The organism is Streptomyces sp. NPDC107581 (assembly GCF_055657175.1).
Genome location: NZ_JBVKBH010000007.1, coordinates 394,995 through 417,618 on the forward strand (window position 1 = coordinate 394,995; position 22,624 = coordinate 417,618).

The window sequence follows — 22,624 nt, forward strand, 5'->3', positions numbered from 1 at the left end:
TGATCACCGGCTGAAGGGCTGCCCCGTGAACAGAGCTCTCCCCGCAGTACGGCTGCGTGTGCCCACCGACGAGGACGCGTTCGCCTGGCACCGGGTCTTCGCCGACCCCGAGGTCATGGAGTTCCACGGCGGCCGGCCGGCGGAGCTGTCCGCCTACGAGGAGCTGACCGCACGGCAGCGGCGGCACGACGCGGAGCACGGCTTCTGCCTGTGGACGATGCTCGACGAGTCCGGCGAGGTCATCGGGTTCACCGGCGCCCAGCCCTGGCAGCCGGGTTGGGGTCCCGTCGGCGAAATGGAGATCGGCTGGCGGCTCGGGCGTGCGCACTGGGGCAAGGGGTACGTCACCGCTGCCGCCCGCGAGACCCTGGAGCGGGTCCGCGCGGCGGGCGTGCCGGGCGTGGTCGCCATGGTCAGGCCCGGGAACGAGCGGTCGATCGCGGTGACCAGGCGGCTGGGCATGACACCGGCGGAGACCTTCACGCACCCCGTGCTGGACGAGCCGGCCCTCTGCTTCCGCCTCGCCCTCGACAGTCCGAAGTAACGCACAGTAGCCAACTGTTACAGAAAGGCACCGGAGCCTACCGGGGGCTTCGCGCCGGAGTTACCCTGCCAGTACCGCTGGGGGTGACATCTGTGCGCATAACACCCAAGACACCCGAAGTGCGCGTTCCTCGTCTGGTCGGTCTGATGGCCGTCGACGCGCGCGAAACGGCCCGGGCGCGGGGCCTGTTCCTCAATGCGCCGGACCGCCCGGACTTCCACCGCACCGTCGTCGACTACGTCGTACGTCAGTACCCGCAGCCCGGGGCAGAGGTGCCGCCGGACTCCATGGTGTACGTGTGGTTCGACTTCGGTGAGGGCGAGGGTGGCGGGGGCGTGCGCGAGCCCCGCATCCCGCGGCCTCCCTCGGGCGGGCTGCAGCGTGAACTGGGCGAGCCCGGGGACGCCTTCGAGATGATCAACCGGTGAGAGACCGGCACCCGCCGGAGTGGTTCAGCTCTCCTTGAAGCCCCGGTGCAGCGCGACCACACCGCCGGTGAGGTTGCGCCACGCCACCTTCGACCAGCCCGCCTTGCGCAGCCGCTCGGCGAGGGCGGGCTGGTCGGGCCAGGCGCGGATGGACTCGGCGAGGTAGACGTAGGCGTCCGGGTTCGAGGACACGGTGCGCGCGACCGGCGGCAGGGCCCGCATCAGGTACTCGGTGTAGAGGGTCCGGAAGGGCCGCCACGTCGGGTGGGAGAACTCGCAGATCACCACCCGGCCGCCGGGCCGGGTCACCCGGTACATCTCGCGCAGGGCCGCGTCCGTGTCCTGCACATTGCGCAGCCCGAAGGAGATCGTGACGGCGTCGAAGGTGTCGTCCTTGAACGGCAGCCTCGTCGCGTCGCCCGCCGTGAACGGCAGCCAGGTGTGCTTCCGCTTGCCGACCTGGAGCATCCCGATCGAGAAGTCGCACGGGACGACGTACGCGCCCGTCTGTGCGAAGGGCAGCGAGGAGGTCGCCGTACCGGCCGCGAGGTCGAGGACCTTCTGCGCGGGGCGCGCGTCGACCGCCTTCGCCACCTCCCTGCGCCAGCGCCGGTCCTGGCCGAGCGACAGCACGTCGTTCGTCAGGTCGTACCGTTCCGCCACGTCGTCGAACATCGAGGCGACTTCGTGCGGCTGCTTGTTCAGGGAAGCGCGGGTCACCCGCCCATTCTTGCAGCACGGCCTCCCGGGATCAGTCGCGGCTTCTTCTTCGCGGCCACGTCCTCCACCCAGCCGCACACCAGGACGAACCCGGCGATCAGGATCCAGGCGATGCCGAACATGAACCACTGGCTGTCGAGCGGCAGGTACTTCTCGAAGGCGGGCACGTCCCAGAGACGGTCGATCAGCGGGACCGCCAGAATCAGCGCGATCTCGTGCCAGAGGTAGACCGTCACCGCGCGCGCGTTGAAGACCGTGACCGTCCGGTCGAGGCGGCGCCACCGGGTGAGCCGGGCGAAGTCGATCCGGAAGTACGCCTTCGCCCACATCAGCGGCAGGACGAAGCCGGCCGACCAGAAGGCCTGCGCGAGCGGGTTCTCGTCCAGGTCGTAGGTGCCGAAGTCCGCCCGGTGCGAGAAGGCGTACCAGCCGCCGTAGCCGAGCGCGGCGGACGCGAGGACGATCACGGGAGCCGGCCGCATACGCCGGAGCAGGCCGTCGCGGTGGGCGAAGCCGAGGATCCAGCAGAAGAGGTACGTCGACAGGTCCCACAGGGCACTGCCGAAGCGGTTGTCCGGGCCGGACCAGAGGAAGTTCAGCACCAGGACGGGGGCCAGGGACAGCAGCAGCACCGGGACGGGGGCGAGCCGGAAGATCCGCAGCAGCGGCGGGGAGAGCAGGACGAACCAGAGGTACGTGCGCAGGTACCAGAGGATCTCCCAGGCCTGCTCGCCCCACGCGTTGCCCGGGGGGTCGCCCAGCGGCACGATCCAGTAGACGATCTGCCGGCCCGGCACCCAGCCGTGGACCAGCATCGCGAGGACGACGAAGAAGCCCCAGAACCAGAACGGGGGCAGGAGGCGGCGCAGGCGGCTCGTGAGGACCTTGCGGGCGGGGCGCTCCAGGGACTTCGCCATGAGCGTCCCGGCCAGGGCGAACATGACGCCCATCGAGGGGAAGAGCAGGCCGCACCAGGCCCAGCCGAAGGTGTGGTACGTGACGACCCGGACGAGGGCCACCGCGCGGAGGGTGTCGAAGTAGCGGTCTCGTCCCGGCGCCGGCGGCCGGGCCCGCGGCAGCGGTGCGGTGTCGCGGGGAGCGCCCTGCGCCGCGGGCGGGACGGTGGGGACCGGGGCGGTCCGGCGGGGCATGCCCCTGCGGTGCGAACCCACTCAGCTCACCCCCGCCGGTGTCCCGACCTCGCCGGTGCGCTTCAGTTTCTGCCAGCGCAGCCGGCCGCCCGTGAGGGCCGTGATGCAGGAGTGGATGAGGACGAGGTACATCATCTGGCGGTAGGCCAGTTGCTGCAGGGGCAGCATCAGCAGGTAGCGGTACTTCTCCCGGTCGAGACGGAAGGCGTAGGCGGCGCAGGTCAGCTGGACGCCGAGGACCGCGAGCCAGGCCAGCAGGGCCGCCCGGAAGTCCACGAAGACCATCGAGTAGACGGTGAAGACGTCGATGAGCGGGGCGAAGAGCGGCGTGAGGATCTGGAAGAGCACGACCAGGGGCATGCCGACGCGGCCGAAGCGGCCCGAGGGGCCCCTGTCCGTCAGGGACCTGCGGTGTTTCCACAGCGCCTGCATGGTGCCGTACGACCAGCGGTAGCGCTGCGACCAGAGCTGTTTCAAGGAGCCCGGCGCCTCCGTCCAGGCCTTGGCGTGCTCCTGGTAGACCACCCGGCGGCCCGCGCGGTGCAGGGCGATGGTGATGTCGGTGTCCTCGGCGAGGGTGTCCTCGCTCATGCCGCCCGCCTGGAGGACCGCATCGCGGCGGAACGCGCCGATCGCGCCCGGGATCGTCGGCATGCAGCGCAGCAGGTCGTACATGCGCCGGTCCAGGTTGAAGCCCATCACGTACTCGATGTGCTGCCAGGCGCCGATGACGGTGTTGCGGTTGCCGACCTTGGCGTTGCCGGCGACGGCACCGACCTCGGGGTCCGCGAAGGGCTGCACCAGGTGCCGTACGGTGTCGGGCTCGAAGACGGTGTCGCCGTCCATCATCACGACGAGGGCGTGACGGGCGTTGCGGACACCGTTGTTGAGCGCGGCGGGCTTGCCCGCGTTGGCCTGGCGGACGACCCGGAGGTTCGGCATGCCCAGCGATGCGGCGATCTCCGCCGTGTCGTCGGTGGAACCGTCGTCCACCACGATGATCTCGATCGGGTGGGTGCTCCGTGCCAGCGACTTCAGGGTGTTGGCGATGCACTCCTTCTCGTTGTACGCCGGGACGATCACGCTCACCGGCTCGGTGACCGGCGGCCCCCAGCTGAAGCGGCGTCTGTTGCGCTGCCGGTAGTGGCGGCGGGCCAGGATCAGCATCATCCCGAAGCGGCCCATGACGGCCACGCCGACGACGGTCAGCCCGGCCGAGAGCGCGGGTACGGTCCATTCGGCGACGGCGACGGCCGCGATCAGGGCCTTGCCCTCGTAGAGGGTCGTGCCGGTGGCCTTGCGGTGGGCGGCCTGAAGGCCGCCGGAGACGACACCCGCCCCGGCGCCCACCCCGGCCCCGGCCCCGGCTCCGGGCGCCGTCTGCTTCTCGGCCGAGCCCTGCCCCACCGCCGCGCCCTGCCCCACCGCCGAGCCCTGCCCCACCGCCGAGCGCTGTTTCTCCATGACCCCGCTGATGGTCGTGAAGGTGTACCCCTTGGCCTTCATCTTCTCGATGTACTGCGGCAGCGCCTTGATCGTCTGTGAGCGCTCGCCGCCCGCGTCGTGGAAGAGGACGGAGGCGCCCGCGGTGCCCTTCGGCGTCGCCCAGCGGACGATCTTCGAGACGCCCGGCCGCTTCCAGTCGTCGCTGTCGGTGTCGACGAAGACGCTGGTGTAGCCGTCCTGGCCGAGCTTCCGGTAGACGGGCCAGCTGTAGTCGTCGATGGCGTCCGTCTCGGAGGAGTACGGCGCGCGGAAGAGGGTCGTCGTGATGCCGGCCGCGCCCGCGAGGGCGAGCTGGCTCTGCTCCATCTCGCGGGCGACGCGGGCATCGCTCTGGTACGACAGATCGACGTGCGTGAAGGTGTGGATGCCGACCTCGTTGCCCTGCTGGACCATCGTCCTCACGATGCCCGGGTAGCGCGACACCATCGAGCCGACCAGGAAGAACGTGCCCGGTACGCCGTACCGCCGAAGGATCTTGAGGACCTGGGGCGTCCAGGTCGGGTTCGGGCCGTCGTCGAAGGTGAGGGCGATGGTCTTGGCGGGGACGGAGACGGTCGTCGCCCGGCCGCCCCGGAAGGTGAGGATCGGGCCGCCGTCCAGGACCGTGCCGGGGACCTTGTCGGAGCCGGCGCCGGTGCGCACGCGCTGGTCGCCGCCGACCTCGGCGCGCAGATAGCCGTCGAGCAGCATCACGCAGGTCAGCGCCAGCAGGAGCAGTAGAGCGAGGAGCACACGCGGTCTCTGCAGGGCCGCGGCCCTGCCCGCCGCCCGCTCGATGCGGGTGGGGGCGCGCCGGCGGCCACGGGCGGGGGTCGGAGCAGTCATGGAGGTGGCCTGTGTTTCCGGTCAGTCGGCGGCCGCGGACGGGGACGCCGACGGGGACGGGGACGGGGACGCCGACAGGGGCGGGGACGGGGACGGGGAGGACGGTGTGGCGGCGCCCGCGGGCGGGCCCGACGGCTGCGCGGCGCCGGCGCCGCGCCGGGTGCCGCTCGGCAGGCCTGCCCGGTGGCCGGTCCCGCCCTGCGGACGGATGCCGCCGGGGGCCCGGTCGCCCGGGCCGTCGCCGAACGGAAGCAGCGAGGACTGGGTGAGGGTGGTACCCCAGCCCATGAAGGCGGCGCCGAGCACACCCGCGTACGCGAGGCAGACGACGCCGATGAGCAGGCCGATCCGGCGCAGCACCTTCGACCGGCGTCCGGAGGTGTCGACGAACACAGGCCCTTCGGCGGACCCGTTGCCATGTTTGCGACGGCGACCACGCCCGGCGGCGCGACTTTCGACGGCGGGTTCGGAATGCATTCCCCGGATATTAGACAGCCTTTATGTGACCTTTTCTCGGTGATTCTTATGAGCCACCCATGAGAGCTTCCCCAGCCTGTCGTCTTCCTGAGACATTCGATGAAGACACTCGGGATGAACCGGCCATACCGCCAGAATGAATCGGCCATATGCTGCCTAATCAGCCGTCATGCACTGCCGAGCCATGTGAGACATTTCTTCCCGGAAAAACGAACTCTGTTTCCGTCCCGAGACAGAAATCACGAGAGCGGGTACGTGGGCCATGAGGGGATTTCTGATGCCGTTGGCGGGGTTCGCCTGCATGTTTGCACTCGCTGTGACAGGCTGCTCCCAGGGGGCGGAAAGCAGTCCGCACGGTTCCCGCAGCCCGCACTCCCCGTCGTACTCGCCGTCGCACTCGCCGTCCGACACCCCGGCGTTCACCACGGCGTACGCCCCCTATGTCAGTGCCACCGAGGCCGCCGCCACCGATTCCGCCGGCTCTCCCTCCGCGTACAACCTCGCCTTCGTGATCTCCCGGGGCGATGACTGCACACCGGAGTGGAACGGCAGCGAGGCGATCGGCGACTCCGCGGTGGAGTCCCGGATCGCGCGGCTGAAGCAGGGCGGTGCCACGGTCCGTGTCTCCTTCGGCGGTGCCTCCGGAAGGGAACTGGCCGCCACCTGCGACAGTGCCTCCGCGCTGGCCACCGCCTACGAGAAGGCGCTGGACGCGGCCGGCTCCGCCCAGGCCGACTTCGACATCGAGGGCGACGAGCTGACCGATTCCGCCTCGGTCGCCCTGCGGTCGAAGGCGATGGCCCTGCTCCAGCAGCAGCGGCCGGAGGTGAAGGTGTCCTTCACCCTGCCGGTGATGCCCTCCGGGCTGGATGCGGACAGCCTCGCGCTGCTGGGGTCCGCGAACACGTACGACGTCCAGGTCTCGGCCGTCAACCTCATGACGATGAACTACGGCGAGTCGTACACCGGCGACATGGGCGGCTACGCCATCGCCTCCGCCGAGGCGGCCCACACCCAGTTGGGGAAGGTGTTCGGGCTGTCCGGCGCGGACGCCTGGCGGGGCATGGCACTCACCTCGATGCTCGGCGTCAACGACGTGGCCGGCGAGACGTTCACGCTCTCCGACGCCGCGCAGGTGCGGACGTTCGCCGAGGAGAAGCAGATCGCCTGGGTGTCGATGTGGTCGAGCTTCCGTGACCGGCAGTGCGCGGCGGGTGAGTCGTCGCGGGACGACGCGGCGACCGACTGCAGCGGGGTCAGCCAGAGTTCGGGGGCATTCGGGGAGGCGTTCGCGGGCTGAGCCGGGGGAACGGACCCCGGGGGGCGGCCCCCGGGCAGCTAGCGTCCGCGGTACAGCAGGCGGCCCCCGATGACCGTCGCGACGCAGGTGGCGGCTCCGCGGTGCACAAGGGTGGCCTCGTCGGGCACGTCGAACACGGCGAAGGTCGCGTCCGCGCCCGCGTACGGCGGAATCGGCATGAGGATCGCCTCGCCGAGGGCGCGGTGCCCGCTGAGCGGGTCGAGGCCGGGCGGCCCCGAGGGCTCCTCGAACCGTTCCTCGACCGACAGTCCGGCCCGGCGCACGGCGTCCGCCACGGCGGGGCGCCGCAGCTCCCCCGCCACCGCGACGGTCCCGTGGGCCAGCATCCGCTGCACCCCGCGCCGCGCGCCGGCAGCCCACCGGGTGTCGGTCATTCCGAGGGCGGCCAGGGCCTCGCCCGTGATCGGCTCGGATCCGAGTTCGGCGGCCTCACGCGGGTCCGGATGGTAGGCGTGCTCCAGCAGTTCGGGCCCGAACACATTGAGCAGGCCGGGCGCGATGAGCCCGGGCCAGCGGCGCACCCGGGCCGAGGGACGGGCGGCGGCCAGCTCCTCGTACGGGCCGACCGACGCGATCGTCCGCCCCTCGACGAGGATCGCGCCGCCGGGGATCGGGGACCGGCACGGATCGCCGGTGAGGAGCAGATCCGCGGTGTGAATCGTCAGCACGTCGGCTCAGTTGGACGTCAGCAGCTTCAGTTCGGGGTGGGCCGTGCCGCCCTCGATGGCGGTGGAGGAGATGTGGGAGACCACGCGGTCGTCGACGGGGTCGTTCGCCGGGTCGTCGTGCACGACCAGGTGCTCGTACGTCGTGGCGCGCTGCGCCGGGACGCGGCCCGCCTTGCGGATCAGGTCGATGATCTCCAGGCGGTTGGAGCGGTGCTTGGCGCCGGCCGAGGAGACCACGTTCTCCTCCAGCATGATCGAACCGAGGTCGTCCGCGCCGTAGTGCAGGGACAGCTGGCCGACCTCCTTGCCGGTGGTCAGCCACGAGCCCTGGATGTGCTGCACGTTGTCCAGGAAGAGGCGGGCGATCGCGATCATCCGCAGGTACTCGAAGAGCGTGGCCTGGGTGCGGCCCTTCAGGTGGTTGTTCTCGGGCTGGTAGGTGTACGGGATGAAGGCGCGGAAGCCGCCCGTGCGGTCCTGTACGTCCCGGATCATGCGCAGGTGCTCGATGCGCTCGGCGTTGGTCTCGCCCGTGCCCATGAGCATGGTGGACGTCGACTCCACGCCCAGCCGGTGCGCGGTCTCCATGATCTCCAGCCAGCGCTCGCCGCTCTCCTTGAGGGGCGCGATGGCCTTGCGGGGCCTTTCCGGCAGCAGTTCCGCACCGGCGCCCGCGAAGGAGTCGAGGCCGGCCCGGTGGATCCGGGTGATGGCCTCTTCGACGCCGACCTTGGAGATCCGCGCCATGTGCTCGACCTCGCTCGCCCCCAGGCTGTGGATGACGAGCTGCGGGAACTCCTTCTTGATGGCGGCGAAGTGCTTCTCGTAGTACTCGACGCCGTAGTCCGGGTGGTGCCCGCCCTGGAACATGATCTGCGTGCCGCCGAGCTCGACGGTCTCCGCACACCGGCGCAGGATGTCCTCCAGGTCCCGCGTCCACCCCTTCGCCGTGTCCTTGGGGGCGGCGTAGAAGGCGCAGAACTTGCACGCCGTGACACACACGTTCGTGTAGTTGATGTTGCGCTCGATGATGTACGTCGCGATGTGCTCGATGCCGGCGTACTTGCGGCGGCGTACGGCGTCGGCGGCGGCGCCCAGCGCGTGCAGCGGGGCGTCGCGGTAGAGGACGAGTGCCTCTTCCGGAGTGATCCGCCCACCGGCAGCGGCACGGTCGAGGACAGACTGGAGGTCGGCCTTCTCGGTCACCAGGAGGTCCCTTTCGTCAAGGGTTGTGGACGGACCGAACCAGCCTACGCCAGGGGTTTCTGACGTCTGCGCTCAGGCCGCGTACGCGCCGATCAGCAGCCCGGCGAAGGCGCCCGCGACGAGGAACGGCCCGAAGGGGATGTGTGTCTTGCGTCCCGCGCGCCGGGCGACGACGAGTGCGCCGCCGTAGAGCGCGCCGAGCAGGAACCCGGCGAAGGTGCCGAGCAGGACCGTCGGCCAGCCGTACCAGCCGAGGACGGCGCCCATGCCCAGCGCCAGCTTCACATCGCCGAAGCCCATGCCGGACGGGTTGACGAGGAAGAGCACGAAGTAGCCGGCGCCGAGCGCGAGGGCGCCGTACAGCGCGGTGAGCCAGTGGCCGGCGTGCTCGGGCAGCAGCGCGACGAGGCCCAGCAGACCGAGGGCGGCGGCCGCGAGCGGCAGGGTGAGCGGATCGGGCAGCCGCTGCACCCGGAGGTCCACGGCCGCCAGCAGCACCCCGACCGGCGCGAGCAGCAGCCAGACACCCAGCTCGGGCCGGGTACCGGTGGCGGCGGCGAAGGCGGCACAGGTGAGGGCCGTGACGGTGGCGAGGAGGACTCCGGAAGGGGCGTACGACGCCTGCGCCTCAGCACCCGCCCGCGCGGCTGCGTCCAACTGCGCCTCGGTGCCCGGCTCCACCTCCGTGCCCGCCAGCACCTCAGCACCCGCCTGCACCTCAGTGCCCGGCTCCACCTCAGTGCCCGCCAGCGCCTCCGTGCCCCCCTGCGCCCGCGCCCGCTCCTTCGCGCCCCCCGCGCACTGGCCGCAGCGCGCCCCGCCGAGCCACCCGCGGACCGGGTGCCCGCCCGCACACCGCTGACGCCACGGCTCTCCCGCCGGGACGGCGAAGCGGTATGCGGCCCGGGGCAGCAGGGCTCCCGCCGCCGCACCCCACAGCGCGGCGACGAGGACCAGCGCGCCCATGCTCATGGCGGAAATCCTAGGGAGTACGGCCGCGGGACGGGGCCGGTATCAGACGGCCGGCATCGCGTAGACCTCCTGGCCCCCGGTCACCAGCAGCCGACTGCCCGACAGGGCGATCTGCCAGTAGTCGGTGGCATCGGTGCTGTCGACCCACGTCCAACGCACCTTGCCGGTCCTGGCGTCCAGGGCGACGATGCCGCCGCCCAGCGCGCCGGCGGCCGCGTACAGCGTCGTCCCGGCCTTCAGGAACGACTCCCTCGCCGCGCGGTTGCCGTTCTCGCAGAGCCAGATCCGCTTGCCGTCCTTGACGTTCACGGCCCAGATGCCGCGGTCGTAGTCACAGACGTAGGCCACGCCGTCGATCACGGTGGGGTTCTTGAAGCCGCGGCGGCCGTTCGGCGAGAGCGTCCAGCGGGTCCTGCCCGTTTCGAGTTCCACGGCCGTCAGCTTCTCGCCCGGCAGGAACACCACCCCGTCGGCAGCCGTGGGCTGCCAGCTCCAGTCGTCGCCGATCTTCTTGGTCCACAGCTGCCCGCCCGTGGCGGTGTCGCGGACGGTGAGGTTGTAGTTGGAGTCGGCGTACACGAGGTACTTGCCCCAGACGGCGCCCTCGACGTCGTAGTCCTTGGTGCCCCAGTCGCGCCGCTGCAGCCACACCGTCCTGCCGGTGGAGTGGCTGACCGCGGCGATGGCCGTGCGGTACTTGGTGGCGCTCTTGGCCTGGCCGTAGTCGGTGAGCGTGACGTAGACGTTCTTGTCGTCGATGGCGATCGTCCGCTCGATGTTCAGCTGCTTGCCGAGCCGGCTGCGCCAGGCCTCCTTGCCGGTGGAGACGTCGTAGGCGACCAGGACACCGTCGTAGTCGCCGTCGCTCAGGAACACCTTGCCGCCGTGGAAGAGGAGTTGGGCCCCGGCGGGGCAGATCCCCTTCCTGGACCAGCGCGCCTTGCCCGTCTTCACGTCGTACGCCACCAGCGGATCGCCGCTGACCAGCAGCAGCCCGTCGTGGATGAGGAGCGGCTGGGAGGTCGCGGTGCTGTCCTCGGCGGCGCTCTCGTGCCACAGCGGCTGCGGGGCCACCCCGGCGGGCGGGGTGGTGAAGGACTCGGCGGCCGGCCGGCCCGAACCGCCGTGGCCGCCCGCGCCGGTGGACGGGCCGGTGCCGCCGTCGTTCCGGCCGAGCCACCACGCGGTGCCCCCGCCGACCGCGGCGACCGCCGCGGCACCGCCGAGGGCGTAGGTGAGGACCCGGCGGCGGGAGGGCACCGGAGCGGAGCCTTCCGTGCCGCCCAGCTGGACGGTGCCCGGCTGGGGCGTGCCGTGGCCGGGGGTCCCGTAGGCCGGTGCGGGCGCACCGCCCTGCGGATAGCCGTATCCGGCGACGGGCGCACCGGCGGACGGCTGGGCGCCGGGCTGCGGGTAGTCGTACCCCGCCGCGGGTGTGCCCGCCGGCGTCCGGGGGTCCGCCGGCATCGTCGGCGCCGGGCCGAAGGAGGCGGCGGCCGGTGCGGCCGGCCGCTCCGGGGCCTCCAGGTCCAGGATCCCGGCCGCGTGGGTGGCGATGGTCGATGCCACCGCCGAGGGCAGCCAGTTGCCGAGCACGCCCTCGACGCCCTGGGGTGCCAGCGCCGCCACGATCTCGGCGGGGGCGGGCCGGGCGGCCGGGTCCTTCTGCAGACAGGCCCGGACCAGTCCGAGCAGGGACTGCGGTGTGCCGGTCAGGTCCGGTTCGCCGTGGACGACCTGGTAGAGCATCGCCGCGTGGGAGGCGGCGCCGTCGCCGAAGACATTGCGGCCGGTGGCCGCGAAGGCGAGCACGGCGCCCAGGGAGAAGACGTCGCCCGCCGTGCCGACGTCCTGGCCCAGGGCCTGCTCCGGGGGCATGTAGCCGGGCGAGCCGACCACGACCCCCGTCTGGGTCATACGGTTGCCGTCCACCGCCCGTGCGATGCCGAAGTCGATGACGCGGGGACCGTCCGCGGCGAGGAGGACGTTCGACGGCTTGAGGTCGCGGTGGATGAGTCCGGCCGCGTGGATCTCCTGGAGGGCGGCGGCGAGCCCGGCACCCAGCGCGTGCACGGTGCGCTCCGGGAGCGCGCCGTGCACGGCCACGACGTCCGTCAGGTCCGGGCCGAGCACGTACGACGTCGCCAGCCACGGCAGCGGTGCGTCGGGGTCGGCGTCCACGACCGAGGCGGTGTAGTGGCCGGAGACCGCCTGGGCGATCTCCACCTCGTGCCGGAAACGACGGCGGAAGTCGGCGTCGGCGGCGAGGTCGGGGCGTACGACCTTCACGGCGACGGTCCGGCCGCCGGGCGACCGGGCCAGGTAGACCCGGCCCATGCCGCCCGCTCCGAGCGTGCGCAGCATGCGGTAGGGGCCCAACTCCCGTGGGTCGTCCGGCTGCAGTGTCTCCATGGCGGGTGTTCCCCGTCCTTCCCCGTTGCGACGCTTTGCGCTGCCTTGCGCCGGCCTGCCCTGCCTTGCGCTGCGTAGTGCCGACCGGTGCCGTTCTGCCGGGCCGGGGGCGGGTGTTGGCTGCGCGTGGTTGGCGTTCGCCAACGCAGACACAGTAGTGACAGCCGGGGAGGGGGCAGCGGCGGGGGCGGGAGCGGGCCGGGCCGAGGCGCCCCCGGACCACCCGGCCCGGGCCGGACGAGCGAGCCGCTCGGCGGCAGGGGCGATGGCGGCAGGGGTCATCGCGGAGGGGCCATGAACGTGCGACGGTGACGGCACGTCACCTGATGGCGGAGCCATCGTCCGGCCGCGAAGCCGTCACCCGGTCGCGAAGCCGTCACCCGGTCCCGCGAAGCCATCGTCCGGTCCCGCGAAGCCGTCGCCCGGTCACGAAGCCATCGTCCGGTCCCGCGAAGCCGTCACCCGGTCCCGCGAAGCCGTCGCCCGGTCGCGTCTAGTCGACCTTCGACATCCGCGACTCCGGATTTCCTTCGGCCGCACTGTCCGACGTGTATGTCAGGTCGTCGCCGGTCGGCGTCAACTCCACCGGGTGCGGGGCGGGGTCGCAGCCCGGGTGGTTGCCCTTGGCGCCCACCGACGTCGCCACGATCCGGGTCCCGGTGACCTTCTTCAGGGTGAGGATGTCGGTGCAGACGGCACCGAGTTGGTCGGTCTGGGTGAGCCGCCCCAGTTCCTCGCCGGTGCCCGCTTGGTGGACGGTGAGCCGGAAGGTGCCCATGGGGAGGCTGCCGCCCAGTCCGGTGGCCTGGCCCTCCCATGTACCGAGGTAGCGGGCCGGTATCGCGGCCGCCGTGCCGCCGCTCGCGCCGGGGGACGGAGAGCGCGTGGCCGCGCCGCCGTCGCTCGCACCGGGTGACGGGGCATCTGTGCCCGCCGTGTCCCCGGGCTCCGGCGAGTGGGCGTTGCCGGTCGGCGTCGGCCCGACGGAGTCGGAGGCGGCCGGGGCGCTGCCCGCCGTGTCCTGGCCGCCGTCGTCCCACGGCCGCAGCAGGGCCCCGACTCCGACCACCCCAGCGGCCAGCGCTCCCGCCACGGCCAGTGCCACGGTGCAGCTCACCCGCCGCCCCCGCCCGTTCTCCCCGGGCGCGGAGGCCGCAGCCACGCTGACGCTGACCTTGCCCGGAGCCGGCACCGCGTCCCGGGGCCCGGGCGCGGCAGCCGCCTGCGCGGCGGGTGTCCCGGACGGCATCGGCGGAACCCTCGGCGGAGTCATCAGCGGCGCCGGTCCGAACGCCCCTGCGGCCGGCCCCGACTCGCCCGGGGCCGCACCGGACTCCCCGCTCCCCAGGCCCGGCCCCGGATCCGGACCCGGATCTGAACCCGGCCCCGGATCAGTCTCCGGTGCCCCGCCCGCCACAGGGCCGTTGAAGGCCACCGGTCCGCTGAAGGCCACCGGGCCCGAGGGTGCCGTCTCCGTCGTCTCCAGGTTGAGGAGCTGTACGGCTCCGCGGCTGACCTGTTCCACCAGCGCGCCCGGCAGCCAGCCCCCGGTGACCAGGCGGGCGGCGCCCTCGGGCGCGAGCCGGCGGGCCAGTTCGGCGGGGGCCGGGCGGGTGGCCGGGTCCTTGGCCAGACAGGCGGCCGCCACCTCGCGCAACTCGCCGGAGAGGCGTCCCAGTTCGGGCTCCTCGTGGACGACCTTGTAGAGGAGCGCGGCCGAGGAGTCGCCGGAGAAGGGCGGCTCGCCGGTCGCCGCGTAGGCCAGCACCGCGCCGAGCGAGAAGACGTCGGCCGCCCCGCCGGCGCCCTTGCCGAGGATCTGCTCGGGGGACATGTAGCCGGGCGAGCCGACGGAGACGCCGGTCGAGGTCAGGGATGCCGTGCCGTCCGTGGCGCGGGCGATGCCGAAGTCGATGAGGAGCGGGCCGTCCAGGGTGAGCAGGATGTTGGAGGGCTTCACGTCCCGGTGGACCAGGCCCAGCCCGTGCACCGCCGCAAGCGCCTCGGCGAGGCCCCCGCCCAGGGCCCGTACGGTGTGCGGGGGCAGCGGGCCGCCGTCCGCGACGGCCGCGCTGAGCGAGGGGCCGGCCGCGTAGGCGGTGGCGACCCAGGGCACGGCGGCCTCCGGGTCCGCGTCGAGGACGGGCGCGGTCCAGGCGCCGCCGACCCGGCGGGCGGCCTCGACCTCCCGCCGGAAGCGGGCCCGGAACTCCTCGTCCAGCGCGAAGTGCGGGTGCACGATCTTCACCGCGACGGTGCGGCCACCCGCGCTGCGGCCCAGGTAGACCCGGCCCATGCCGCCGGAGCCGAGCCGGCCGAGCAGCCGGTAGGGCCCGACGGCGGCCGGTTCGTCGACTCCGAGCGGCTGCATGGCGTCCACCTCTCCCCCGGTCCCCCCGGTACGCCTCACTGCCCGAAGCGTAGTGACTACGACCGGAGCAGATCCACCTTCACGTCCGCCGGGAACCCGGTCGTCGGGCCGACCCTGCGTGCGAACTCGGCGACCGCCGCCAGCTGCGGACCGCCGAAGCTGAAGTCGAGGGTGGTGAAGTACTGCTCCAGGGTCGCCTCGTCGAAGGACTCCCAGCGGGCGGCCTGCTCGGCGACCTTGCCGACCTCCTCCAGGGAGAGGTTGCGGGAGGCGAGGAAGGCCTCGTGGACCTTGCGGGTGATGAACGGCTCGCGTTCCAGGTAGTCGCGCCGGGCCGCCCAGACCGCGAAGACGAACGGCAGTCCCGTCCACTCCTTCCACATGGCGCCCAGGTCGTGCACTTCGAGGCCGTAGCGGGGTCCGTCCACGAGGTTGGCGCGCAGGGCGGCGTCGCCGATGAGGACGGCGGCCTCCGCCTCCTGCATCATCAGGCTGAGGTCGGGCGGGCAGGTGTAGTAGTCCGGCTGTACGCCGTAGCGGTCGGCGAGCAGCAGCTGGGCGAGCCGGACCGAGGTGCGGGAGGTCGAGCCGAGGGCGACGCGGGCGCCGTCCAGCCGGTCGAGCGGGACCTGCGAGACGATCACGCAGGACATCACCGGGCCGTCGCAGCCGACGGCGATGTCGGGGAAGGCGACCAGCTCGTCCGCGTGCTTCAGGAACTCGACCAGGGTGATGGGTGCGATGTCGAGTTCGCCCTGCACCAGCTTCTCGTTGAGCTTGTCCGGAGTGTCCTTGGTCAGCTCGAAGTCGAGGAGCGTGCCGGTTCTCGCGAGCCCCCAGTAGAGGGGCAGGCAGTTCAGGAACTGGATGTGGCCGACGCGCGGCCGGGTGCGGGAATTGTCCACATCGCGAGACTAGACCCCGTGCTGTACGGTGCTGGGACCGACCCCACCGTCAAGCCGCCCCTCCGAGGATTCAAACATTCGGGTGACGTGATCTTGACCTCTATTGCTTTCGGCTGCCCTCGTGCTAGGCTCGCCGCAAGTTGCAGTTTGGTTTCCCTTGCAGTACAGAGCCTGCGGAGCATGTAACCGCGGGCTCTCGTCGTTTTCAGACGAATGCAGTTGTGCAGCACCGTTTCGCACGTGCAGGTTCTGGAGCAGGGCAACCCTTTTGAGCCCAAGGAGGGCTTATGGCTACCGGAACCGTTAAGTGGTTCAACGCCGAAAAGGGCTTTGGCTTCATCGCCCAGGAGGGCGGCGGCCCCGACGTCTTCGTTCACTACTCCGCGATCAACGCCTCTGGCTTCCGCTCCCTCGAGGAGAACCAGCAGGTGAACTTCGACGTGACGCAGGGCCCGAAGGGTCCGCAGGCGGAGAACGTCACCCCCGTCTGATCACTGCCTGATCGCAGAACCTGAGTGCAGTACCCAAGGAGCCCCACGCCTTCCGGCGACGGGGCTCCTGCCTTTTCCCGTTCATTTCCGGTTCACATGTGCTGCATGATCAGCACGAACTTCGTTCCGGCGGCGAGGGCTTCGTACGCGTGCGGCACGTCCCCGCGGTACGACAGGTAATCCCCGGGCCCCAGCTCGACCGCCTCCCCGCGCGGCCCGGCCCTGACTCCCCCCTCGGCGACCACGATGTGCTCCGTGGTCCCGGGAATGTGCGGCTCGGAATCGCGTACGGTCCCGGGCTCCAGCCAGACGTAATAGATATCCCTGCGGGCGCCCGGCGGGCTCGCCGAGAGCAGGGTGGCCAGATAGCTGGACCGCTCGGAGTGCACCATGGGGCCCTCGCCGGCCCGGATCACCTGGACGGCGGGCACGGGCGGCTCCACGAGCGCGCTGAAGGGGACCCCGAGGGCCACCGCCAGCGCCCAGATCGTCTCCATGCTCGGATTCCCGCTCGCCGCCTCCAGCTGGGACAGCGTGGACTTCGCGATCCCGGCGCGCTTGGCCAGCTCGGACAGGGACAGCCCGATGCGGGTGCGCTCGCGCTTGAGGGACGCGGCGATCCACTCCAGCGGGAGCCGGGCGGGGGGTTCGGTCATGCCGTTCGCTCCATCGGTACGATCGTTCGCCTTGACGGACAGATGTCCTGCTGTCCATCATAATGAACATGCGTTCGCCACTCCGAACACCCGAGACCGGTTCACTGGTCCGCGACAGCTCCCTGGTCTGGCTGGCCAGCGGGATCGTCGGCGTCTCCTTCGGTGCGGTGTCCGTCGCCGGGGGGCTGCCGGTGTGGGTGCCGGTGCTGATGTCACTGGTGGTGTATGCCGGATCGGCTCAGTTCAGCGCGGTCGGCGTGCTGCTCGCCGGCGGCGGCCCGTTCGCCGCAGCGGCCACCGGACTGCTCCTCAACACCCGGACGGCGGCCTTCGGTCTGGCGGTGGCCGACATCCTCGATACCGGTCGAGCGACCCGTTTCCTGGGCGCGCATCTGGTCACCGACGAAACGGTCGCCTTCGCCCTCGCCCAGAGCGATCCGGTACGGCGGCGCAGGGCGTTCTGGATCTCCGGACTCGGCCTGTTCGCCGTGTGGAACACGGGTGTGCTGGCCGGGGCACTGGCCGGGAGCGCCCTCGGCGACACCGCCCGCTACGGCCTCGACGCGGCCTTCCCCGCCGTCCTCGTGGCCCTGGTGCTCCCCGCCGTCCGCGCGGACGCGACGGTACGCCGGTGCGCGCTGCTCGGCGCCGCCCTGGCGCTGGCCGCCACACCCGCGGTGCCGGCCGGGGTGCCGGTGCTGCTGGCGCTCGCCGGGCTGGTCCTGCACCGCCGCCCGCAGGAGGCCGCCGGATGAACGCCACGGTCGCGGTGATCCTGGCCCTGGCGGTCGGGACGTACGCCTTCCGGCTGGTGGGACCGCTGCTGCACGGGCGGGTGACCATCCCGGCCCGGGCGCAGGAACTGGCGTCGGCGGCGGCGATCGTCCTGCTCGTCGCCCTGCTGGCCACCGGAGCGCTGACCGAGGGCGGGGGCTTCGCGGGGTGGGCCCGCCCGGCCGGGGTGCTGGCGGGCGGCGTACTGGCGTGGCGGCGGGCACCGTTCCCGGTGGTGGTGCTGGGCGCTGCCGCGACGACGGCGGCACTGCGGCTGGCCGGACTGACCTAGCCCACGGCGTCCCCCACCCCAGCCCAGCCCTGCCCACCCACCACCCGACTCGCCGGGAGGAGAAGCGACCGCAACGACTGCCGGTGACCCCGACTCGCCGGGACGAGAGGCAACCGCAACGACTGTCGGTGAGCCCGACTCGGCGGGAAGGAAAGCAGCCCCACGGCTGTCGCCGACCCCGACTCGCTGGGAAAAGAAGCAACCGCAACGGCTGTCCGTGACCCCGACTCGCCGGGACGAAAAGCAGCGCCACGACTGTCCGTGACCCCGACTCGGCGGGGCGAGAGGCAACCGCAACGGCTGTCCGTGGGCCCGAGTCGGGGGGAGGGAAAGCGGTCGACAGGGCTGTCAGTGCGCCCCGCTACGGTCGCTCACCATGACCGACGCCCGCGACTTCCTCGCTGACACCCGTGCCTTCTACGACACCATCGCCGACGACTACGCCGACCACTTCCGCGACGTGCTCGCCGCCGAGCCCCTGGACCGGGCCCTGCTCGGCGCCTACGCCGAACTCGTCGGCGCCGGCGGGACGGTGGCCGACCTCGGCTGCGGGCCGGGCCGGGTCACCGCGCACCTCGCCTCCCTCGGCCTGGACGTCTTCGGGCTCGACCTGTCCGCGTCCATGCTGGCGGTCGCCCGCCGCGAGCACCCGCAGCTGCGCTTCGTGCAGGGCTCCATGCTCGACCTCGCCCTCGCCGACGGCGAGCTGGCCGGTGTCGTCTCCTGGTACTCGGCCGTCCACACCCCGGTGGACCGGCTGCCCGCGCTCTTCGCCGAGTTCCACCGGGTCCTGGCCCCGGGCGGCCGTCTTCTGCTCGCCTTCCAGGTCGGGGACGCGCCCCGCCGTATCGAGGACCCCTGGGGCCATCCGGTGGCGCTGGACTTCCACCGGCGGCGCCCCGAGCACCTGGCCGGGCTGCTCACGGACGCCGGGTTCGCGCTCGGCTCCCGCACGGTGCGCGAACCCGCCGAGCACCGGGGCGAATCGGCCGCCCAGGCCTTCCTGTTCGCCCGGAAGCCCGCCCGGTCCCAGGAGCCGTAACGACGGTTGAAACCGGGAGTACCGGGGGCCCGACCCGGGCCGGTAACCGGTAGGGACGGCATGGGGACCGCTTCCCACGAGCATCGGTTGCGGCGTCGGGGAGGGGCCCGGCGACCGGAGCACGATCCGTCTCTTCCTGGGGGTTGCACATGCGCACCATCGCACTGCGTACGAAGACGGTTCTGACCGCGCTCACCGGCGCAGGCGTCCTGGCACTCGGCACCGCGGCGGCCGTTCCGGCGACCGGCGTGCAGGACGGCCTGGTGCGCATCGCCTCCGGCCTGTCGGGCCATCAGGCGGACTCCGCCCCGGCCCTGGCGAACGGCCAGGGCCCCGGCTTCGTCCGGGGCTGACCGCGCGCATCCCACGGAACCGCGCACGGCGGCACATCGACGGCACCGGCCGGGGTCATGCCCCGTCGGTGCCGTCTCTCATCACCGCCGGGACCGTCTCTCATCACCGCCGGGACCGACCCGCAAGCACCGCCGGACCCACCGCAAGCACCGCCGGACCCACCGCAAGCACCGCCGGACCCACCGCAAGCACCGCCGGACCCACCCGCAAGCACCGCCGGACCCACCGGAAGCACCGCCGGATCCACCCGCAAGCAGCACCGGGAACCCACCCGCAAGCCCGCAAGCCCGCGAGCCCGCGAGCCCGCGAGCCCGCGAAGAGCGTGTCCGCGAGGAACGTGTCCGGGGGCCGGTGGCCACAGGCGGCGCCGCGTGTCCGCGAGGAGTGTGTCCGCGGGGCCCGTGGCTACGGGCGGGGCCCGTGGCTACAGGCGGCGCCCGGTCTCCGCCACTCCCATCGCGTCGTACAGCTCCTCGGCCGCCTGCCGGTGCCGATGGGCCGCCGGTTCGTCGCCCAGCGCCTGCGCCGCCTCCGCCATGCCGAGCAGGGCGCGGGCGATCTCGATGCGGTAGCCGAGGCGGGAGGCCAGCTCATAGGCGTGGCGGTGCAGCTCCAGGGCCCGTTCGGGCGCGCCGCGGCGCAGGTGGACCAGGGCCACCACGTTCACCACGCCCGCCTGGCGCAGGGCCGTGCCCTCGGCGGAGACCAGGTCCAGGGCGTGCTCGGCGTGCTCGGCGGCCGAGCGCACTTCGCCCAGGCGCTGGCAGACCTGCGCCCAGTGGGCGAGGACGACGGCCACGTTGGCGGGTTTGCGGGACTCGTCGCACAGTTCGAGGGCCTGGGCCAGGCAGGCCCGGGCCCGCTCGTCCTCGCCGGTGCCGAGGTGGGCCAGCGCCAGCCAGGTCAGCGAGGCGATCTCGTTGCTGCGGTCGCCGAGGCGCCGGTTGAGCTCGGTGGCCCGGGCCGCGTACCGGGCGCCCTCGGCGTAGTGGCCCGACCAGGTCTCCACGGTGCTGAGGTTGTCCAGCGCCTGGGCCTCCATCCGGGCCGAGCCCAGGTCCCGGTGCAGGGCGATGCCCTTGGTGAGGTGGGCGCGGGCCTCGTCGAAGTTGCCGAGCGCCCCGTGCAGCAGGCCGAGCACGCCGATGCACATGGCCTCGCCCCGGCGGTCGTCGCCGGAGGCCAGCTCCAGGGCCTCCTGGGCGGTGGTGATCCCGTCCTGGAAGTCACCGAGCCACCAGTGGGCCACGGCCAGGTTGCCCAGGCTGATGCTGAGCAGCGCCGGGTCGCCGAGCTGCCGGCAGGCGTCGACGCCGATGCGGCCGACCACCCGGAACTCCTCGTAGTTGCCCCGCAGGTCCAGATAGAAGAGCAGGTTGCGGGCGAGCAGCGCGGCGGAGCGGTGCAGGCCCTGCGTTCCCGCCTGGGCGACGACCGCGAGCAGTGCGTCGTACTCGCGGTCGAACCAGCGCAGCGCCCGGTCGCCGGAGTCCAGCGGGGGCAGCTCGGGCGCACCTCCGGACGGCGGGTCGCCGTAGGCGTTGCGGCCGGGGAAGAGGACGTCGCAGGCGACGTCGGTGGCCAGGGTGTAGTACGAGACCAGCCGCCCGACGGCGGCCTCCTCGTCGTCCTCGGCCTCCCGCACGCTCATCGCGTAGGTGCGCACCAGGTCGTGGAAGCCGTACAGCCCCGCCTCGTGCTGCTCCAGCAGATGGGTGTCCAGCAGGTGTTCCAGGAGGTCCTCGGCGTCGTGGACGTTCGCGCCGAGCAGCTCGGCCGCCGAGTGGACGTCGATGGCGCTGCCCGGGTGCAGTCCGAGCAGCCGGAACGCGGCGCGCTGGTCCTCCTCCATCGCCTGGTACGACAGCCGGAGCGTGGCCTCGACGCTGCGTTCCCCGGCGCTCAGCTCCCGCAGCCTGCGGGTCTCGTCGGCGAGCCGGTCGACCAGGTACTGGACGGTCCAGCGGGGCCGGTTGCGCAGCCGGGCGGTGGTGATGCGCAGCGCGAGGGGCAGGCCGCAGCACAGCCGGGCGAGGTGACCGACGGCGTGCGGCTCCGCGTCGGTGCGGTCGGTGCCGAGCATGCGGGTGAGCAGCGTGGTGCTGTCGTCGGCGGAGAGCAGGCCGAGGGGGAGCCACTCGGCGCCGTCGAGTTCGAGCATGCGGACCCGGCCGGTGAGGATGGCCAGGCAGTCCTCGGAGGCGGGCAGCAGCGGCCGTACCTGGGCGACGTCGGCGGCGTTGTCGAGGAGCAGCAGGAGCTTGCGCTGGGCGGAAACGGTTCGCCACAAGACGGTGCGCCGTTCCAGGTCGTCCGGTATCCGGTCGTCCGGGACGCCGAGGGTGCGCAGCAGGGAGTGCAGCACGACACTCGGCTCCTGCGCCTTCTCGCCGGGGCTGAATCCGCGCAGGTCGACGAAGAGCTGTCCGTCCGGGTAGTCGGGGGCGAGCAGATGGGCGGCGTGCACGGCGAGGGCGGTCTTGCCGCTGCCGCCCATGCCGTCCACACCGACGATCCGGGTGCCTCCGCCGGCCGGGTCCCGGCCCACCTCCAGCAGCCGGGCCAGCTCGACGTCCCGGCCGGTGAAGTCCGGCAGGTCGTACGGCAGGGTGCAGGGTGCCGGCTCGGATCCGGACGGCCGGTCGAGCGGCGCGGGAAGCAGGAGGGCGGCGCGGTCGGCCACGGACTGCGGCACCCGCGGGGCCACTTCCGGGCTGTCCCGCAGGATGGCCTCGTACAGCCGGGTCAGCTCGGCGCCCGGGTCGATGCCCAGCTCCTCCACGAGCAGCTCGCGCACCCGGCCGAACTCCTCCAGCGCCTCCGCCTGCCGGCCCGCCCGGTACAGGGCGAGCATCAGCCGCCCGCGCAGGGTCTCCCGCAGCGGGTGCGCGGTGATCAGCTCGCGCAGCGGTCCGACCAGCTCGCCGGACTGGCCGAGTTCGAGCTGCAGCTCGAAGTACTGCTCGGCGACGGCCATGTGCCGCTCCTCCAGAGCGGCGGAGGCCGCGGAGATCACCGAGCCGCCGGTACCGGCCAGGACCGGGCCCCGCCACAGGTCCAGACAGGCCCGCAGATGGCCGACCGCCTCGGCGGCCCGCCCGGCGGCCACCGCCTGCCGGGCCTCCTGCGCGCGCCGGGTGAACTCGTGGAGGTCCAGCTGGTGGTCCTCCAGGACGGCCCGGTATCCGGCGCCGTCGGTGACGATCAGCGAGGCGCCGTCCGGGATGCGGGTGCGCAGCGCGGCGACGGCCTTGCGGATCTGATGGCCGGCGGTCTGCGGGGGCTCGTCGTCCCAGGCGGCGGCCACCAGCCGGGGCATGGGGACCATGCGGCCCGGCTCCAGCAACAGCGTGACCAGTACGCGTTCCTGGGTCGGGCTGCCGAGTCTCAGCCGCCGTTCACCGTGCCAGCCTTCCAGCGCGCCGAGGATGTTGAACCGTAAGACAGGCAGACCGGATGCCGCCGACTCCACAAACCCGTCCCCCCGCCCCGTTGCCCAGGCCAGCCCG

Annotated in this window: 20 protein-coding genes; 8 read left to right on the plus strand and 12 right to left on the minus strand. The window is 72.5% G+C overall.

The window, feature by feature from the left end:
* Positions 1 to 25 precede the first annotated feature (25 nt).
* Positions 26 to 544, plus strand: a complete 519-nt coding sequence (locus ACZ7P3_RS20710; protein ID WP_472083631.1) for a GNAT family N-acetyltransferase — start codon at positions 26 to 28, stop codon at positions 542 to 544.
* A gap of 119 nt (positions 545 to 663) precedes the next feature.
* Positions 664 to 972 (plus strand): PASTA domain-containing protein, encoded by a 309-nt coding sequence (locus tag ACZ7P3_RS20715; RefSeq protein WP_472083883.1) that lies wholly within the window; start codon positions 664 to 666, stop codon positions 970 to 972.
* Between the two features lie 24 nt (positions 973 to 996).
* On the opposite strand, the gene ACZ7P3_RS20720 is transcribed toward ACZ7P3_RS20715, so the two are convergent.
* The 4 genes from ACZ7P3_RS20720 to ACZ7P3_RS20735 are packed head-to-tail and all read right to left on the minus strand — an operon-like array spanning position 997 to position 5,567.
* Entirely contained in the window at positions 997 to 1,692 is a 696-nt protein-coding gene (locus tag ACZ7P3_RS20720) for a demethylmenaquinone methyltransferase (protein ID WP_472083632.1), read from the minus strand.
* The gene (locus ACZ7P3_RS20725; RefSeq protein WP_472083633.1) at positions 1,689 to 2,843 is read right to left on the minus strand and encodes an acyltransferase family protein; all 1,155 of its coding nucleotides are present in this window, start codon (positions 2,841 to 2,843) and stop codon (positions 1,689 to 1,691) included. Before ACZ7P3_RS20725 ends, ACZ7P3_RS20720 begins: the two co-directional genes overlap by 4 nt.
* A 21-nt stretch (positions 2,844 to 2,864) precedes the next feature.
* The gene (locus ACZ7P3_RS20730) at positions 2,865 to 5,174 is read right to left on the minus strand and encodes a bifunctional polysaccharide deacetylase/glycosyltransferase family 2 protein (protein WP_472083635.1); all 2,310 of its coding nucleotides are present in this window, start codon (positions 5,172 to 5,174) and stop codon (positions 2,865 to 2,867) included.
* Positions 5,175 to 5,195: 21 nt separating this feature from the next.
* Positions 5,196 to 5,567 (minus strand): hypothetical protein, encoded by a 372-nt coding sequence (locus ACZ7P3_RS20735; RefSeq protein WP_472083637.1) that lies wholly within the window; start codon positions 5,565 to 5,567, stop codon positions 5,196 to 5,198.
* A 385-nt stretch (positions 5,568 to 5,952) separates the two neighbouring features.
* Here ACZ7P3_RS20735 and ACZ7P3_RS20740 point away from each other — a divergent pair, with 385 nt between their 5' ends.
* On the plus strand, positions 5,953 to 6,951 hold the full coding sequence (locus ACZ7P3_RS20740) for a chitinase (RefSeq protein WP_472083639.1): 999 nt from the start codon (positions 5,953 to 5,955) through the stop codon (positions 6,949 to 6,951).
* Positions 6,952 to 6,989: 38 nt separating this feature from the next.
* On the opposite strand, the gene ACZ7P3_RS20745 is transcribed toward ACZ7P3_RS20740, so the two are convergent.
* The 6 genes from ACZ7P3_RS20745 to ACZ7P3_RS20770 all read right to left on the minus strand — a co-directional run bounded on the left by ACZ7P3_RS20745 (position 6,990) and on the right by ACZ7P3_RS20770 (position 15,506).
* Positions 6,990 to 7,640, minus strand: coding sequence for an amidohydrolase family protein (locus ACZ7P3_RS20745; protein ID WP_472083641.1), 651 nt, complete (start codon positions 7,638 to 7,640; stop codon positions 6,990 to 6,992).
* A gap of 6 nt (positions 7,641 to 7,646) precedes the next feature.
* Complete coding sequence (gene mqnC / locus ACZ7P3_RS20750) at positions 7,647 to 8,846, minus strand: cyclic dehypoxanthinyl futalosine synthase (protein WP_472083643.1); 1,200 nt, start codon at positions 8,844 to 8,846, stop codon at positions 7,647 to 7,649.
* 72 nt (positions 8,847 to 8,918) lie between these two features.
* Positions 8,919 to 9,818, minus strand: coding sequence for a prepilin peptidase (locus tag ACZ7P3_RS20755; protein WP_472083645.1), 900 nt, complete (start codon positions 9,816 to 9,818; stop codon positions 8,919 to 8,921).
* A gap of 42 nt (positions 9,819 to 9,860) precedes the next feature.
* Positions 9,861 to 12,230: a protein kinase domain-containing protein gene (locus ACZ7P3_RS20760; RefSeq protein ID WP_472083647.1), complete on the minus strand. Its 2,370-nt coding sequence runs from the start codon at positions 12,228 to 12,230 to the stop codon at positions 9,861 to 9,863.
* A gap of 493 nt (positions 12,231 to 12,723) precedes the next feature.
* The gene (locus ACZ7P3_RS20765; RefSeq protein WP_472083885.1) at positions 12,724 to 14,601 is read right to left on the minus strand and encodes a serine/threonine-protein kinase; all 1,878 of its coding nucleotides are present in this window, start codon (positions 14,599 to 14,601) and stop codon (positions 12,724 to 12,726) included.
* Positions 14,602 to 14,657: 56 nt separating this feature from the next.
* Entirely contained in the window at positions 14,658 to 15,506 is an 849-nt protein-coding gene (locus tag ACZ7P3_RS20770) for a menaquinone biosynthetic enzyme MqnA/MqnD family protein (RefSeq protein ID WP_472083649.1), read from the minus strand.
* A gap of 287 nt (positions 15,507 to 15,793) precedes the next feature.
* Here ACZ7P3_RS20770 and ACZ7P3_RS20775 point away from each other — a divergent pair, with 287 nt between their 5' ends.
* A complete protein-coding gene (locus ACZ7P3_RS20775; protein WP_046908818.1) occupies positions 15,794 to 15,997 on the plus strand; it encodes a cold-shock protein in 204 nt (67 codons plus the stop codon).
* A gap of 92 nt (positions 15,998 to 16,089) precedes the next feature.
* On the opposite strand, the gene ACZ7P3_RS20780 is transcribed toward ACZ7P3_RS20775, so the two are convergent.
* Positions 16,090 to 16,653: a helix-turn-helix domain-containing protein gene (locus ACZ7P3_RS20780; protein ID WP_472083651.1), complete on the minus strand. Its 564-nt coding sequence runs from the start codon at positions 16,651 to 16,653 to the stop codon at positions 16,090 to 16,092.
* Between the two features lie 68 nt (positions 16,654 to 16,721).
* Here ACZ7P3_RS20780 and ACZ7P3_RS20785 point away from each other — a divergent pair, with 68 nt between their 5' ends.
* The 4 genes from ACZ7P3_RS20785 (at position 16,722) to ACZ7P3_RS20800 (ending at position 19,114) form a co-directional block, all read left to right on the plus strand.
* The gene (locus ACZ7P3_RS20785) at positions 16,722 to 17,408 is read left to right on the plus strand and encodes an AzlC family ABC transporter permease (RefSeq protein ID WP_472083653.1); all 687 of its coding nucleotides are present in this window, start codon (positions 16,722 to 16,724) and stop codon (positions 17,406 to 17,408) included.
* Positions 17,405 to 17,719 carry an AzlD domain-containing protein gene (locus ACZ7P3_RS20790; protein WP_472083655.1) on the plus strand — a complete coding sequence of 105 codons (315 nt, stop codon included), beginning with the start codon at positions 17,405 to 17,407 and terminating at the stop codon, positions 17,717 to 17,719. Before ACZ7P3_RS20785 ends, ACZ7P3_RS20790 begins: the two co-directional genes overlap by 4 nt.
* A gap of 376 nt (positions 17,720 to 18,095) precedes the next feature.
* The gene (locus ACZ7P3_RS20795) at positions 18,096 to 18,761 is read left to right on the plus strand and encodes a class I SAM-dependent methyltransferase (protein ID WP_472083657.1); all 666 of its coding nucleotides are present in this window, start codon (positions 18,096 to 18,098) and stop codon (positions 18,759 to 18,761) included.
* 149 nt (positions 18,762 to 18,910) lie between these two features.
* Positions 18,911 to 19,114 (plus strand): hypothetical protein, encoded by a 204-nt coding sequence (locus ACZ7P3_RS20800; protein WP_472083659.1) that lies wholly within the window; start codon positions 18,911 to 18,913, stop codon positions 19,112 to 19,114.
* A 425-nt stretch (positions 19,115 to 19,539) separates the two neighbouring features.
* On the opposite strand, the gene ACZ7P3_RS20805 is transcribed toward ACZ7P3_RS20800, so the two are convergent.
* Positions 19,540 to 22,587, minus strand: a complete 3,048-nt coding sequence (locus tag ACZ7P3_RS20805; RefSeq protein WP_472083661.1) for an AfsR/SARP family transcriptional regulator — start codon at positions 22,585 to 22,587, stop codon at positions 19,540 to 19,542.
* Between the last annotated feature and the right edge of the window lie 37 nt (positions 22,588 to 22,624).

Excerpts from the sequence above, each read along its gene's own strand:
- ACZ7P3_RS20790 (WP_472083655.1), top strand. The coding sequence starts at position 17,405 with ATGAACGCCACGGTCGCGGTGATCCTGGCCCTGGCGGTCGGGACGTAC.
- ACZ7P3_RS20800 (WP_472083659.1), top strand. The coding sequence starts at position 18,911 with ATGCGCACCATCGCACTGCGTACGAAGACGGTTCTGACCGCGCTCACC.
- ACZ7P3_RS20740 (WP_472083639.1), top strand. The coding sequence starts at position 5,953 with ATGTTTGCACTCGCTGTGACAGGCTGCTCCCAGGGGGCGGAAAGCAGT.
- ACZ7P3_RS20775 (WP_046908818.1), top strand. The coding sequence starts at position 15,794 with ATGGCTACCGGAACCGTTAAGTGGTTCAACGCCGAAAAGGGCTTTGGC.
- ACZ7P3_RS20795 (WP_472083657.1), top strand. The coding sequence starts at position 18,096 with ATGACCGACGCCCGCGACTTCCTCGCTGACACCCGTGCCTTCTACGAC.
- ACZ7P3_RS20760 (WP_472083647.1), bottom strand. The coding sequence starts at position 12,230 with ATGGAGACACTGCAGCCGGACGACCCACGGGAGTTGGGCCCCTACCGC.
- ACZ7P3_RS20725 (WP_472083633.1), bottom strand. The coding sequence starts at position 2,843 with ATGCCCCGCCGGACCGCCCCGGTCCCCACCGTCCCGCCCGCGGCGCAG.
- ACZ7P3_RS20765 (WP_472083885.1), bottom strand. The coding sequence starts at position 14,601 with ATGCAGCCGCTCGGAGTCGACGAACCGGCCGCCGTCGGGCCCTACCGG.
- ACZ7P3_RS20780 (WP_472083651.1), bottom strand. The coding sequence starts at position 16,653 with ATGACCGAACCCCCCGCCCGGCTCCCGCTGGAGTGGATCGCCGCGTCC.
- ACZ7P3_RS20730 (WP_472083635.1), bottom strand. The coding sequence starts at position 5,174 with ATGACTGCTCCGACCCCCGCCCGTGGCCGCCGGCGCGCCCCCACCCGC.
- ACZ7P3_RS20755 (WP_472083645.1), bottom strand. The coding sequence starts at position 9,818 with ATGAGCATGGGCGCGCTGGTCCTCGTCGCCGCGCTGTGGGGTGCGGCG.
- ACZ7P3_RS20785 (WP_472083653.1), top strand. The coding sequence starts at position 16,722 with ATGCGTTCGCCACTCCGAACACCCGAGACCGGTTCACTGGTCCGCGAC.